Source organism: Winogradskyella sp. KYW1333 (assembly GCF_003335675.1).
In the GTDB taxonomy this organism is placed as follows: Bacteria; Bacteroidota; Bacteroidia; order Flavobacteriales; family Flavobacteriaceae; genus Winogradskyella.
The window spans coordinates 61,087-74,493 of sequence record NZ_QPHL01000009.1 but is presented as its reverse complement, the minus strand read 5'-3'; the positions used below and the strand labels follow the sequence as shown (position 1 = coordinate 74,493).

Sequence of the window (13,407 nt, the reverse complement as noted above, 5' to 3'; positions counted from 1 at the left end):
TTTAACGTTTAATTGCTCTAACATTTAACTCATTTCATATCGTTGAATGCTTCGTTGCTCTCAGCATTTCCCTCTTACCAGGAGGTCCAGGCAATCTTTCAACCTCAAAACCAACGGCTTGCATAGCTCGCCTAACGCTACCTTTTGCAGAGTAGGTAACTAATACACCATTTAATTTTAGTGCCTTGTACATTATTTCAAAGATTTCTTCGGACCATAAATCTGGTTGAACACGAGCACCGAAGGCATCAAAATAAACAATGTTATATTTACTAATATCGCTGATATCCTTAAAGAATTTTTGCTGCTTCTCTAATTTGAAATCTGGCGAAATATATGTAGGTTTTTCCCATTCTATATTATGCATCTCAAAAAACATGGATGCATGATCCTTTGAAATCAATTCTCCGTAATTGAGTTGCTCAATCTCTTTCGCTAAAACAGGATAAGCCTCTACTCCAACATAATCAATATTAAGGCTCTGTTTTTCACCTTCAATTAATGTCAAAAATGAATTTAATCCTGTACCAAACCCAATCTCTAATATTGAAATAGGTTTAGCCTCGAGTTTGTTCTGAGAATAAAAAAGCAAACCATGTTTAAGAAAAACATGGTTTGCTTCGTTTATCGCGCCATGAATGGAATGATATTGTTCATTCCAATCTTCAATTTGTATGGTTTTAGAACCGTCTGCCGTTGTTATTATATTCCTTTTCAAACCTACTGTATCAATAATTTTTTGATCTTAGGTATCGGTCCCATACATTCTGTTTTATGACATGCCAAACAATTATTAATGGCATGGTTAAAACGCTCCTTTAATTCTACATTAGATAAGGTGTCTGCAACAGATTTTTGAGCTTCAATAAAAACATTGATAAAGCTATTCCAAACTGGTGTTCGACCATGTCCGTTGCTCATTTCTGCTGAATGCAGTTTCATTAAATCTAAAGGCATAACAACTGGTGTTTTGCCTTTAATAATTTGTTGCTTTAACTGCACATTATAGGCATACATAGCATTCATGAAATTAGCCATTTCAGAAGGCCTATAAATTTCGTATTCTACAGTTTCCTTTTTTGGTTGCACCTCAACTTTTTCTTTGTTTTTACAACTCGATGCAAGAATTACAACCAGTAGAAAAACAACTAGAAATCTATTGTTGTAAAAGGACACCATCAGCTTCAAAATGATATTCTAACTTAGGCTCTGTAATAGCCTCAATCTTCTCTTTAGACTTACCCGCATCCTCAGCATAATGTCTTAATTCATCAACAGAAGTTTCAGCAACATAGGCTTTACCATTTATAATCACATCACCTTCTGCATTTAATGGCATGAAAAAACCATAGTCTTTAAATTTTACCATAACAGTTTTATCACCACCAGCATCTAAGGTCATCCAACATCCTTTTTTAGAACATACCTCAACAATTTTCCCTTTCATTTTAGCATTTACTGTATCACCTGCTTTTAAGCCTTTATAATGTTCCATCATGCGTTCAGTAGATAGTGCATCTACATCATTAATTTCCATTCCGAAAGAAGCATATGCCAATTCATCTTTTACAACCTCTACTTCGCTCTCTGTAGTCTTAGTTTCATTTTTACATGAAACAATCATTAAACCTATTACGAAAATCCAGATTAATTTTTTCATTTTATAAAAATTTTTATTGATTTATTGTCGCGTGGCAAATTTACGAAATTAAAGGATATATTACCTTTTTTTAAAGGTATTGATTGCGTATTTTTGCACCATAAATCGAACGTTTTTATGGCTATTACATATTCTGAAGAAATACAGTTAGAAAGAGCTAAAACAACTAAAATCGATAGTGTTGATTTTAATAATTTAGCATTCGGTAAAATATTTTCTGATCACATGTTTGTATGCGATTTTGAGGATGGTAAGTGGCAAACACCTAAGATTTTGCCATACCAACCGATTACATTACAACCTTCTTCAAAGATATTTCATTATGGCCAGTCCATTTTTGAGGGTATGAAAGCCTACAAGGATGAGAATGGTGGTGTATTCCTTTTCAGACCAATTGATAATTGCAAGCGATTAAATATTTCTGCAAAGCGCCTTGCTATGCCAGAAATACCAGAAGACTATTTTATGAATGGTTTAAAAGAATTGCTTAAAATTGAAAAGGATTGGATCCCAACTTCTGAAGGTAGTGCACTCTATATAAGACCTTTTATGTTTGCTACAAGTGAAGGATTCCATGCCTCTCCGGCAGATTCTTACAAATTAGTTATTGCATTTGCGCCATCTGGTCCATATTTTTCAGGAGATGTTAAAGTATTGATAGAAGAAAAATATTCTCGATCTGCCAATGGCGGTGTTGGTTTTGCAAAAGCAGGTGGTAATTATGCAGGTCAGTTCTATCCAACTCAATTAGCTAAAGAAAAAGGATATCAGCAAGTTATTTGGACTGATGATAATACGCATGAGTATATTGAAGAAGCTGGTGCTATGAATATTTTTGTACGTATAAAGGATACTTTATTAACCGTCCCAACTAGCGACAGAATATTAGATGGTATTACAAGAAAAAGCATCCTTAAAATTGCTGAAGATGAAGGTATTAAAACCGAGGTACGCAAGATAAAAGTATCTGAACTCATTGAGGCCTCTGAAAATGGTAGCCTTAAGGAATTATTTGGTGCTGGTACTGCCGCGGTTGTATCACCAATTTCTGGTTTTGGTTTTAAAGGCAAAAACTATGTATTACCTAAATTAGAAGAGACCTTTGGAGCTAGACTTAAGAAGCGAATTACGGATATCCAGACTAATAAAGCTGAAGACCCATTTGGTTGGCGTATTAAGGTTTGTTAAGACTAGTTTTATCTGTCTAAAATTTCTTTTATGTGTGGCTTGAAGTAATTTGGGCCTTTTAAAACTTTGCCATCCTCGCGGTAAATAGGCTCTCCATTATCACCAAGTTTGCTCATATTGCTACGCTGAATTTCTTCAAAGACCTCTTCAATTTTATATTGTAGTCCATGTTCTATAATGGTACCACACAAAATATAAAGCATATCACCTAGAGCATCCGCAACCTCAACCAAATCATTGTCATTAGCTGCTTCAAGATACTCTTCATTCTCTTCACGCATTAATTTATAACGAAGCATATTTTTTTCTATTCCCAAGTTAGCTTTAGGTGTTTCTCTATGGCCAATTTTAAAGGCCGTATGAAAGGCTTTAACAGCATTGATTTTATCTTGCATTGTCACTAGTTTATAAATTCAGTAATTATTATTTTTGCATAAAAATAAGCAGATGTTTAGTACTGGTCAATTGATTTTTGGAATATTATTTTTTATTGTATTTGTAATTGTTATCGCTTACCAGTATCGCAAGGATTTACCACTTCATAAAAGATACTATAAAGGTACTGTTTGGATCTTAATAGCCTTTATTGGCTTTATCGCTCTTATCGCTACAGTAAAGTTTATGTTTATGTAGTATAGAAATAATTAGATATAAAAAAAGCAGTTGTTTTCACAACTGCTTTTTTTATAAGAATTGAATCATTAATTCACATCTGGTAAATGATTGTATGTCTTGCTGTATTCTAACATTTGTTCTGGGAACCCTTTTGGTTGAATTACTTTTATAGCAGTAATCTCGCCTGCATCGTTGGTTTCAGGTACTAGAACCGGATTTACAAATCCACTATATGGTGCAGATGTAAATTGCTTATTTCGCTCAAGCACCTCAGCATGTATGTCTCGATCTACTTTAACGCCATAGCCTTCAACTAATGCTTCACAGGCTTCGTAATCACCCTCAGATTTAATACGCTGTGTTTCTCTTAATAACTGGCCAAATAATTCATGTAACTTATCATAATCATTAATATTGTAATAGGTCTTTCCATCTCTTGTTACCTTTTCAATGATATTTTCTTTTTTACCTTGTTCATAAACCCAAGCAGATACCCATTGTCTATTTCTCATATGAGCCTCTTCAACATCATCACCAAGGTTTAATCTAATAAGTTGTGTCATTAAGCCATTTCTGATATAACCGTCAAAAGCTGCCATACCAACTTCTTTCCAATTTTCAACAAGACCTAATTCTTCTAATTTAGAATCATATAAGTAATATAAACCAACTAAGTCGGCTCTACCCTCTTCTAATGTAGAAGCATAATTTTTTAGAGTCTCTTTTGTTTCACCAACACCTGGGTTTAATTGTCCCGAGGCATGTCCAATTACTTCATGCAATGCAGTGTGTAGTTTGTCTGCCAGTTGCCCGTGAGCTTCTTCTAATTTTAATTCTTCCTCATCATGAACAAACTCTTTTAAACGTCCTGAACTTCCTGAATTATTATATGCGTCAATAATGTTACCTAATGAAACAGATTTACTGCCAACTTCCTTTCTAATCCAATTCGCATTAGGTAGATTAACACCTATTGGTGTACTAGGAGATGCATCTCCCGCTTCTCCAGCCACAGTAACTACCTTATATGTTACACCAACAACATTTTTCTTTTTATGATCATCTATTAATGGTGAATTATCTTCAAACCATTGCGCATTTTCTGATAAAACCGCCATTTTTTGTGACATATCGAAGTCATTAATTTGCACTATAGTTTCATAAGAACCGCGATATCCTAATGGATCATTATATACCTCAATGAAACTATTAATGTAATCTACATTACCATCGGTTGCAGCCGTCCAAGCAACATTATAATCATCCCAAGTTTGAAGATCTCCTGTCATATAATACTTTATAAGTAAATCTATGGCATTTCCTTGTGCCTCATTTTCTGCTACCTCTCGAGCTTTACCTAACCATTCAATAATTTTGTCAATTGCCTGCCCATAAAGGCCTTCAGATTTATATACTCGCTCCTTTAGCACTCCATCTTCCTTAACTAATTGAGAATTTAAACCATATGATAATGGTCTGTTTGGATTAGTTGATGTCTTTGCCTTATAGAAATTAATGACATCTTCGTTTGTTACATCAGGACCATAAAAATTGACTGCAGAAAGAGCTACGTTATCAACGCCTTTTGACTGATTAACTTTTTTAGAATCTTTATCATTGAAAATCACATCGAGAGCTTCTCCTTCTAGTTTTGTATTAGTTGCAAGAAATAGTTCATTTAAATATTCTTTTGAAAAATCTGGTTTTAACTTATCATTTGAATAATGATGGTGAATTCCATTACTAAACCAAACACGCTTCAGGTAAATCTCAAAATTTTTCCAGTCATCAGTTGTTTTATCACCAGTATACTCCTTATATACATTTTCTAATGCACGTCTAATCTTAAGATTATGTCTGTAATTTTGATCCCACATAATGTCTCTACCTGCAAGACCTGCCTCAGTTAAATAGTATACTAATTTTTGTTCCTTCAACGTAAGATTTTGCCATCCAGGGATTTTATAACGTAGAATTTTAATATCAGCAAATTGCTCTACATTATAATCAAATTTTGTATCGGTTTCTTTAAAAGTTGATTCTTTTGTATCGTCCTTACACGCAACTATAACTAGTGCTAAAAGACAATATTTTAATATTGATTTAATTTTCATGAGTTAGTTGATTTTAGGTTTCCTGCAAAGGTAATACTTAAATGACATATCATAAAATTACTATCTTTGAGAAACAACTAAACTATATCAATCAATGAAAGCTTTTAAGTACATCTTATTATTGCTACTTGTATTTATTATCGGATTTTCAATTTACGTAGCTGTTCAGCCAAATGAATTTAGTTTTGATAGAAGCAGAACTATAAATGCACCGGCATCCTTATTGTATCAAAAAGTAAATGACTATAAAGAATGGCCTTCATTTTCACCCTGGATTGAACAAGAACCTGAAGCTAGCTTAACATATAGCGATAAAACAATTGGTGAAGGTGCCTTTTACTCCTGGAAAGGTGAAATCCTCGGAGAAGGTAAAATGACTACGAAAAGCACAGAAGTAAATAAGTCAATTAAACAATTAATAGAATTTACAGCACCATTTGAGGCACATTCCGATATTAATTGGACATTTGAACCAAGTGATGAAGGTACTACAGTAACTTGGGCCATGGAGGGCAAACAAGATTTTGTTTCTAAGCTGTTTACTACAATTATGGGTTCTATTGAAACTGAAACAGGGCCAAATTTTGAACGTGGTTTATTTAAATTGGATAGTTTAATAACTGAAGATATGGCGCGCTACAATATTGAAATCAACGGTATTTCTGAATATGGCGGAAGCTTCTACTTGTTTAAAACTACGAATGCAAAATCTACAAATATCAGTGCCAAAATGGGAGAAAACTTTGGTGCTGTAATGCAATTTATGGGAAGTAATGGTATTGTACCTTATGGAATGCCAATGACAGTCTATAACACAATGGAAGAGAACAATGTAATTATGAGCAATGGCCTACCAGTCAATGAAAGACATTCCATACCTGATGGATCTGATATTTCAATTGGATATATTCCAAAAACTAAAGTGCTAAAGACAACACTTTTGGGTAATTATAACTATCTTTCTAAAGCTTGGGAAGCTACTATGGATCATATAAAGGAAAATAATTTAGTTCAATCCGAATTGAAACCGTTCGAAATATATGTAACCGATCCTGGTAATTTTCCTAACCCAGCGGATTGGAAAACAGAAATCTATATTCCACTAGAAGAATAAATGAAACATATATTACTAGTTTTTTTTGGTGGAGGCATTGGAAGTGTCTTAAGATATTTAATTGGCAAATGGCTCAACAGTTCAAGTGATGGTGTACCATACGGTACTTTTATGGCAAACATTTTGGGTAGTTTATTAATTGGTGTGATATTAGGACTAGCAAGCAAAAATAATAGCCTTACTCAAAGTCAGACACTTCTATTAGCAACAGGATTTTGTGGTGGATTTACGACCTTTTCAACCTTTGCCTACGAAAACCATGTGTTTCTAAAATCAGGAGATTTTACCAGTTTTGCTTTATATACTATTGGAAGCTTTATTATAGGATTTCTAGCAGTGTTCTTAGGTATTTTTCTTGTGAAATAAATTAAGACTATTTAAACTTTTTCATTCCTGCCTCAATTTCAATATTTAAATAATTTATTCTCGGAACTATAGGGCAAGAATACTTCTCATTGTATACACAAAGTGGGTTATAAGCCTTATTAAAGTTAATTACAATAGTATCACCTTTAGGAATTCTAAGATCAATATATCGTCCACCTCCATATGAAGTAACACCATTGGTATTATCTAAAAATGGTAGGAACAAATAATCCTCATAGCCTTTTGTTTGCATGTTTTCTTCACCTTGATAAATGTTTAATTGATAAGGATTGTCCTTTATTTGAAATTTTAAAATCCCATAAACGCGCTCCTTTGATAAACGATCATCAGTAGTTTTCATGTTAAACCATTCTGAATCTGGAGTTCGTTCAAGATACGCACTAACCACAAATAGAGAATCCTCCTTAAAAAAATCTAACCCTTTAAAATTTTTTAAATCATCTGGTTTTAGCGGTGATACAGATGCATCTTTATAAATCGCATTCTTTTCTCTTTGCCATTCTGTTTCACCTTTAAGACTCTGCTTTTTTTCAGAACAACCAAATACTATAAAAACACCAATTGAAAGAAATATGTATTTCATTGAAAGCATAAATTCTATGAGTCAAAAATACAAATTATCAATTTTTATTGTAGTGTTAATTCTAACAATAAATCAAAATCGTCGGACCTTTTATTTTTATAATAACAAACTAGATGAAAAATCTCTATCTAAATTATATCCAATCTTTTAAAGGATTACCAAAAGAGATATGGCACAGGCGCTATCAAGCTAACTCAAGATAATGAAGTAGTTCGAGTTGGTGGCATAAAATATACCATTAAAGACGGCATCATTTATGATGCAAAAGAACTTCTTAAAGAGGCAAAAGAGATGGTTGATGCGGAAAAAGCGAAAACAAACTGGTACTTAAAACAACCAGGAGTAAAAAATTAATTTACGATATTATTGGTTTAATCTCACTGTGCTTAACTACATGAGATAGCACGATCTGTGTTTTAGTTTCACCGTAAATAATAAGTTGATCAATAAAGGACTCAAGGTGTTCTTGATTTTTTAACACTACTTCCATCACAATATTTTCATTACCGGTAATCCTGTAACAGTTAACTACTTCATCGTATGTTTTAACCTTTTCTAAAAAAGGCTTTAGCATTCCCATAAAAGCTCTAAGAGTTATTAAAGCCTTAAGTTGATAGCCTGATTTAAACGGAGATACAAATGTTTTATACCCTTCAATTATTTCTGCATCTTCCATTTTTTTTATACGTTCACTTACAGCAGGTGAAGACATACCTACTCTTCTACCAATTTCAGAATTTGACATTCTTGCATTTTCTTGAAGGCACTTTAATATCATTGAATTAACAGTATCCATAATTATTTAAATATTTATGAAATATTAATATATTTTTTAAAGTAAAAATACACTTTAAATTTAAAATTTAAATTAAACTATTATTATTAGTCCGTAATTTCGTGATAATTGCTATTACAAATGAATTACAACCTACCATCCCATTTATCTGATTTGCCTATCTATAGAAAGGCTATGGATATTATCATGCTATCTCGTAGCATTTCTACATATATAAACCATGATTTATCGTATTTAAACGCTGATGGTACTGAAGATTCTAATATTTATTTTTCTGGAGATATTGTACAGCAATCGTCTAGTCTTGCTCCGGAAATTATAAATGCAGAACGTGAGCGTCATTCTGATAAAAAACATAAACACTTAGAAAGTTTGGATAAATTGACTTATAAGTTGTACAGTAATTGTAAGCGATTAGAAAGTTCTAAAAGTAATGGTAGGGACTATTTACCAATCTTGCGTGGAGAACTTAAAAAATTCAGAAAGTTACAACGTAGTTGGATGCTGACTTTATAATTTAGTCGATTCCTACATATTTCTCCTGTACTGACCTCCTACTTCAAATAATGCCGAAGTAATCTGACCTAAAGAACACACCTTGCACGCTTCCATTAAAGCTTCAAATATATTCTTATTGTTTATCGCCTTATGCTGTAAATCCTTTAATAATTCATCTGTTTCATTTGCACGATGAAGATTCTTTAATGTTTGAATCTGGAATTCTTTTTCCTCCTCAGTTGCCCTAATTACTTCTGCTGGCTGAACTGTTGGCGATCCTTTGCTGCTCAAAAATGTATTAACTCCAATAATTGGAAATTGACCATTGTGCTTTAAAGTTTCATAGTATAGGCTTTCTTCTTGAATTTTTGAGCGTTGATACATGGTTTCCATAGCACCTAATACACCACCACGCTCTGTAATCCTATCAAATTCAGTCAATACTGCTTCCTCTACCAAATCTGTTAATTCTTCAATAATAAATGAACCTTGAATAGGATTTTCATTCTTTGCTAATCCTAGCTCCTTATTTATTATTAGTTGAATTGCCATTGCACGTCTAACAGACTCTTCAGTTGGTGTTGTTATGGCCTCGTCATAAGCATTTGTGTGCAATGAGTTACAGTTATCATAAATAGCATAAAGTGCTTGAAGCGTTGTTCTTATATCATTAAAATCAATCTCTTGAGCATGCAAACTACGGCCAGAAGTTTGAATATGATATTTTAACATTTGTGCCCTAGGGTTGGCGCCATATTTATATTTAAGTGCCTTTGCCCAAATGCGCCTCGCTACTCTCCCAATTACGGCATATTCTGGATCGATACCATTTGAGAAAAAGAAGGATAAATTAGGTCCGAATTTATTAATATCCATAGCTCTACTCAAGTAGTATTCTACATAAGTAAATCCATTAGAAAGTGTAAGGGCCAACTGAGTTATAGGGTTCGCGCCAGCCTCAGCTATATGGTATCCAGAAATAGACACTGAGTAGAAATTCCTAACATTGTTATTTATGAAATACTCTTGGACATCACCCATTAATCTAAGGGCAAATTCAGTAGAAAAAATACAGGTATTCTGAGCCTGATCTTCTTTTAAGATATCTGCCTGAACCGTACCTCTTACTTGGGCAATTGTCTTGACTTTAATACTTTCATATACATCTTGTGGTAAAACTTGATCACCCGTAACACCTAAAAGCATTAGACCTAAGCCATCATTGCCTTTTGGCAAATCACCGTTATATTTCGGTCTTACTTTACCCTGATATATAGTTTCAATTTTCTTCTTGATTTCTTTTTCTAAACCATTTTCCTTTATGTAAATTTCACATTGTTGATCTATGGCGGCATTCATAAAAAATCCCAGCAACATAGGTGCAGGACCATTTATAGTCATACTTACCGATGTCATAGAGTCTGCTAAATTGAAACCTGAGTAAAGTTTTTTAGCATCGTCCAAACAACAAATACTTACACCTGCATTACCAATTTTACCATAAATATCAGGTCTGTAGTCTGGGTCGTTTCCATAGAGTGTTACACTATCAAAAGCTGTAGATAATCGCTTTGCTGGCATTCCTAAGCTTACGTAGTGAAACCTTCTATTGGTGCGTTCTGGTCCACCTTCTCCAGCAAACATACGTGTTGGATCTTCACCTGTTCTTTTAAATGGATACAAACCAGAAGTATAAGGGAATTCACCTGGAACATTCTCTTGTAAACTCCATTTTAATATATCACCCCAGGCTGAATACTTTGGCAATGCCACTTTTGGAATATCAGTATGAGACAATGACTTGGTATGTGTTTCAATTTTAATTTCTTTATCTCTTACTTTGAAGGCATAAGTTGGTACTTTGTATTTGTTCACCTTTTTATCCCAACCTGTTATTATCTCCCAATTATAAGGATCTAAATCCATCTTAACACGATCAAACTCATCAACCAATAATTTTACAAAATCTTCATTCTCATCATATGCACCAATTATTTCCAAACCAGATTTGTTTAAATTTGGAACATTATCAGTAACAGATTCTATGGTTTTAAATATACCGTATAGCTTCTGAGCTACTATTATCTGGGAATTTGCTTTGTCATCATAAGCTCTATTATTTTCAGCAATTTCAGACAAATATCTAGTACGAGCTGGTGGGATAACAAAAATCTTTTCGCTCATTTCTCTTGAAATCTCAAAAGTAGATTTCAAATCTGCCTGAGTTTTTTCAACAATCTCATCCATTATCGCTTTGTAAAGCGTATTCATTCCCGGATCATTGAATTGGGAAGCTATTGTACCAAATACAGGCATCGTATCAGGATCAGCATACCATAGATTATGATTACGCATATATTGCTTTTTCACATCTCGTAAGGCATCTAAAGCTCCTCTTTTGTCGAATTTATTTATAGCTACTAAGTCGGCAAAATCTAGCATATCTATTTTTTCCAATTGCGTAGCAGCACCAAATTCTGGAGTCATTACATATAAAGACACATCACTGTGCTCTAATATCTCAGTATCTGATTGTCCGATACCTGAAGTCTCCAAAATTATTAAATCATACTCGGCCGCTTTTAAAACTTCAACAGCCTCATTTACATATTTAGATAGTGCCAAGTTAGATTGTCTTGTTGCCAAACTCCTCATGTATACTCTCGGTGAGTTTATGGCATTCATACGAATTCTGTCACCTAATAATGCACCACCAGTTTTACGTTTAGAAGGGTCAACAGAAATTAAACCAACTGTTTTTTTAGGAAAATCAATTAAAAAGCGTCTTACCAGCTCATCAACTAAAGATGATTTTCCAGCTCCACCAGTTCCTGTTATACCAAGTACAGGAGTTTTAGAATCTTTATTTTTATTATGAATTCTTTCTAATGCATCCTTTGCAACATCAGGAAAATTTTCTGCCGAAGAAATCACACGAGCAATTGACTTTGGGTCTTTTTCATGCAATATATTAACTTCACCGTTTAGAGAATCACCAATAGCAAAGTCAGCCTTTTGAACAAGATCATTAATCATTCCTTGTAAGCCCATTTCCCTACCATCATCTGGAGAATATATTCTGGTTATACCATAGGCCATTAAATCTTTAATCTCCTCAGGCAGTATTACCCCACCTCCTCCTCCAAAGATTTTAATATGACCTGCACCTTTCTCTTGCAACAGATCATACATGTATTTAAAATACTCATTGTGGCCTCCTTGATAAGATGTCATGGCAATAGCATTTGCATCTTCTTGTATTGCAGTATTTACCACCTCCTCAACACTTCGGTCATGGCCTAAATGAATCACTTCAACACCAGTTGCCTGGATTATTCTGCGCATGATATTTATAGAGGCATCATGGCCATCAAAAAGGGATGCCGCAGTAACAATTCTTACTTTATTTTTTGGCTTATAAGGAGCAACTTGTTCCATTCGTAAAAAAATGACTTATTTGAATAGCAAATTTACGGAATATTCAAAAAAATACATTAAAAATTATCAATAATCTAAAATTGAATATTTATCTTCTTATGGTTGTATTTTAACTAATTTTGAATCGTCAGATTGAACTATTTTATGAATAAAATAACGCTATTAATTCACTGTAAGGATCAACCCAATATTATTGCGTCAGTCACTAATTTCATGGCGAAAAATGATGGGAATATTGTCTATATAGATCAGCATGTAGATAGAGAGCAAGACATATTTTTTATGAGGTTAGAATGTGAGTTTATTTCAGACTCATTTTCGATAGAAGAATTTAAATATTCATTCAGCAAATCGTTAGCTGAAAAATTCAATCTTAAATGGCGTATCTATTCTGCGGAGCGCAAACCTAAAATGGCGTTGTTTGTTTCTAAATATGATCATTGTCTATATGATATTCTGGGACGTTACAACTCTGGTGAATTATTTTTAGAGATTCCATTTATATTAAGCAATCATGATGATTTAAGACCAATTGCCGAAAGTTTTAATATTCCATATTATCATGTACCTGTTACCAAGGACAATAAACATACTGCTGAACAGAAACAATTAGAATTGTTAGAACAATACAATATTGATTTTATAGTGCTCGCGCGTTATATGCAAATTGTGTCTAACTTTTTAATCAACAAATTCCCTAATAAAATTATTAACATTCACCATTCATTTTTACCAGCGTTTGTTGGAGCAAAACCTTACCATTCGGCTTTTAAAAGAGGGGTGAAAATTATTGGCGCTACCAGTCATTACATTACAGAAGAATTAGATGCTGGCCCAATAATTGAACAAGATGTCACCCATGTTTCTCACACACATTCAATTGACGACCTTATTGCTAAAGGTAGAGATTTAGAAAAAATCGTATTATCTAATGCAATTAAACTTCATGCTAATAGAAAAGTAATGGTATTCAATAATAAAACAGTGATTTTTTCTTAGTTCACTGAATATTTC

General features: G+C 33.4%; 14 protein-coding genes and 1 pseudogene. 7 read left to right on the top strand and 8 right to left on the bottom strand.

The window, feature by feature from the left end; translation table 11 throughout:
* Positions 1-34 precede the first annotated feature (34 nt).
* The 3 genes from mnmD to DUZ96_RS01025 all read right to left on the bottom strand — a co-directional run bounded on the left by mnmD (position 35) and on the right by DUZ96_RS01025 (position 1,660).
* Positions 35-718: a tRNA (5-methylaminomethyl-2-thiouridine)(34)-methyltransferase MnmD gene (mnmD, locus tag DUZ96_RS01035; RefSeq protein WP_114299544.1), complete on the bottom strand. Its 684-nt coding sequence runs from the start codon at positions 716-718 to the stop codon at positions 35-37.
* 2 nt (positions 719-720) lie between these two features.
* A complete protein-coding gene (locus DUZ96_RS01030) occupies positions 721-1,089 on the bottom strand; it encodes a hypothetical protein (protein WP_147267042.1) in 369 nt (122 codons plus the stop codon).
* Between the two features lie 67 nt (positions 1,090-1,156).
* Entirely contained in the window at positions 1,157-1,660 is a 504-nt protein-coding gene (locus DUZ96_RS01025) for a DUF4920 domain-containing protein (protein ID WP_114299540.1), read from the bottom strand.
* Between the two features lie 117 nt (positions 1,661-1,777).
* Between DUZ96_RS01025 and DUZ96_RS01020 the strand changes: the two genes are divergently transcribed.
* Positions 1,778-2,848 carry a branched-chain amino acid aminotransferase gene (locus tag DUZ96_RS01020; RefSeq protein ID WP_114299538.1) on the top strand — a complete coding sequence of 357 codons (1,071 nt, stop codon included), beginning with the start codon at positions 1,778-1,780 and terminating at the stop codon, positions 2,846-2,848.
* An 8-nt stretch (positions 2,849-2,856) separates the two neighbouring features.
* Here DUZ96_RS01020 and DUZ96_RS01015 read toward each other — a convergent pair whose 3' ends face one another.
* Entirely contained in the window at positions 2,857-3,243 is a 387-nt protein-coding gene (locus DUZ96_RS01015) for a nucleoside triphosphate pyrophosphohydrolase family protein (RefSeq protein WP_114299536.1), read from the bottom strand.
* A gap of 52 nt (positions 3,244-3,295) precedes the next feature.
* Here DUZ96_RS01015 and DUZ96_RS01010 point away from each other — a divergent pair, with 52 nt between their 5' ends.
* Positions 3,296-3,481: a hypothetical protein gene (locus DUZ96_RS01010; protein WP_114299534.1), complete on the top strand. Its 186-nt coding sequence runs from the start codon at positions 3,296-3,298 to the stop codon at positions 3,479-3,481.
* 68 nt (positions 3,482-3,549) lie between these two features.
* Here DUZ96_RS01010 and DUZ96_RS01005 read toward each other — a convergent pair whose 3' ends face one another.
* Complete coding sequence (locus tag DUZ96_RS01005) at positions 3,550-5,577, bottom strand: dipeptidyl-peptidase 3 family protein (RefSeq protein ID WP_114299532.1); 2,028 nt, start codon at positions 5,575-5,577, stop codon at positions 3,550-3,552.
* A 94-nt stretch (positions 5,578-5,671) separates the two neighbouring features.
* Here DUZ96_RS01005 and DUZ96_RS01000 point away from each other — a divergent pair, with 94 nt between their 5' ends.
* Complete coding sequence (locus tag DUZ96_RS01000; RefSeq protein ID WP_114299530.1) at positions 5,672-6,691, top strand: SRPBCC family protein; 1,020 nt, start codon at positions 5,672-5,674, stop codon at positions 6,689-6,691.
* On the top strand, positions 6,692-7,057 hold the full coding sequence (gene crcB / locus DUZ96_RS00995; protein ID WP_114299528.1) for a fluoride efflux transporter CrcB: 366 nt from the start codon (positions 6,692-6,694) through the stop codon (positions 7,055-7,057).
* Between the two features lie 7 nt (positions 7,058-7,064).
* On the opposite strand, the gene DUZ96_RS00990 is transcribed toward crcB, so the two are convergent.
* Entirely contained in the window at positions 7,065-7,661 is a 597-nt protein-coding gene (locus DUZ96_RS00990) for a DUF1684 domain-containing protein (protein ID WP_114299526.1), read from the bottom strand.
* 165 nt (positions 7,662-7,826) lie between these two features.
* On the opposite strand from DUZ96_RS00990, the pseudogene DUZ96_RS13020 reads away from it, so the two are divergent.
* Positions 7,827-8,015, top strand: a pseudogene (locus DUZ96_RS13020) (amidohydrolase); the annotation flags it as partial.
* 1 nt (position 8,016) lies between these two features.
* On the opposite strand, the gene DUZ96_RS00980 reads toward DUZ96_RS13020, so the two are convergent.
* Entirely contained in the window at positions 8,017-8,457 is a 441-nt protein-coding gene (locus tag DUZ96_RS00980; RefSeq protein ID WP_409010755.1) for an Lrp/AsnC family transcriptional regulator, read from the bottom strand.
* Between the two features lie 120 nt (positions 8,458-8,577).
* On the opposite strand from DUZ96_RS00980, the gene DUZ96_RS00975 reads away from it, so the two are divergent.
* The gene (locus tag DUZ96_RS00975; RefSeq protein ID WP_114299522.1) at positions 8,578-8,973 is read left to right on the top strand and encodes a hypothetical protein; all 396 of its coding nucleotides are present in this window, start codon (positions 8,578-8,580) and stop codon (positions 8,971-8,973) included.
* Between the two features lie 12 nt (positions 8,974-8,985).
* Here DUZ96_RS00975 and DUZ96_RS00970 read toward each other — a convergent pair whose 3' ends face one another.
* Entirely contained in the window at positions 8,986-12,393 is a 3,408-nt protein-coding gene (locus tag DUZ96_RS00970; RefSeq protein WP_114299520.1) for a methylmalonyl-CoA mutase family protein, read from the bottom strand.
* Positions 12,394-12,537: 144 nt separating this feature from the next.
* Between DUZ96_RS00970 and purU the strand changes: the two genes are divergently transcribed.
* Entirely contained in the window at positions 12,538-13,392 is an 855-nt protein-coding gene (purU, locus tag DUZ96_RS00965; RefSeq protein WP_114299518.1) for a formyltetrahydrofolate deformylase, read from the top strand.
* Positions 13,393-13,407: the final 15 nt, after the last annotated feature.

What these genes read in the sequence shown, in the direction of transcription:
- DUZ96_RS01005 (WP_114299532.1), bottom strand. Translation starts at nt 5,577, where the DNA reads ATGAAAATTAAATCAATATTAAAATATTGTCTTTTAGCACTAGTTATA.
- DUZ96_RS01010 (WP_114299534.1), top strand. Translation starts at nt 3,296, where the DNA reads ATGTTTAGTACTGGTCAATTGATTTTTGGAATATTATTTTTTATTGTA.
- DUZ96_RS01025 (WP_114299540.1), bottom strand. Translation starts at nt 1,660, where the DNA reads ATGAAAAAATTAATCTGGATTTTCGTAATAGGTTTAATGATTGTTTCA.
- DUZ96_RS00970 (WP_114299520.1), bottom strand. Translation starts at nt 12,393, where the DNA reads ATGGAACAAGTTGCTCCTTATAAGCCAAAAAATAAAGTAAGAATTGTT.
- crcB (WP_114299528.1), top strand. Translation starts at nt 6,692, where the DNA reads ATGAAACATATATTACTAGTTTTTTTTGGTGGAGGCATTGGAAGTGTC.
- DUZ96_RS00975 (WP_114299522.1), top strand. Translation starts at nt 8,578, where the DNA reads ATGAATTACAACCTACCATCCCATTTATCTGATTTGCCTATCTATAGA.
- DUZ96_RS00980 (WP_409010755.1), bottom strand. Translation starts at nt 8,457, where the DNA reads ATGGATACTGTTAATTCAATGATATTAAAGTGCCTTCAAGAAAATGCA.
- purU (WP_114299518.1), top strand. Translation starts at nt 12,538, where the DNA reads ATGAATAAAATAACGCTATTAATTCACTGTAAGGATCAACCCAATATT.
- DUZ96_RS01020 (WP_114299538.1), top strand. Translation starts at nt 1,778, where the DNA reads ATGGCTATTACATATTCTGAAGAAATACAGTTAGAAAGAGCTAAAACA.
- DUZ96_RS01000 (WP_114299530.1), top strand. Translation starts at nt 5,672, where the DNA reads ATGAAAGCTTTTAAGTACATCTTATTATTGCTACTTGTATTTATTATC.
- DUZ96_RS01015 (WP_114299536.1), bottom strand. Translation starts at nt 3,243, where the DNA reads ATGCAAGATAAAATCAATGCTGTTAAAGCCTTTCATACGGCCTTTAAA.
- DUZ96_RS00990 (WP_114299526.1), bottom strand. Translation starts at nt 7,661, where the DNA reads ATGAAATACATATTTCTTTCAATTGGTGTTTTTATAGTATTTGGTTGT.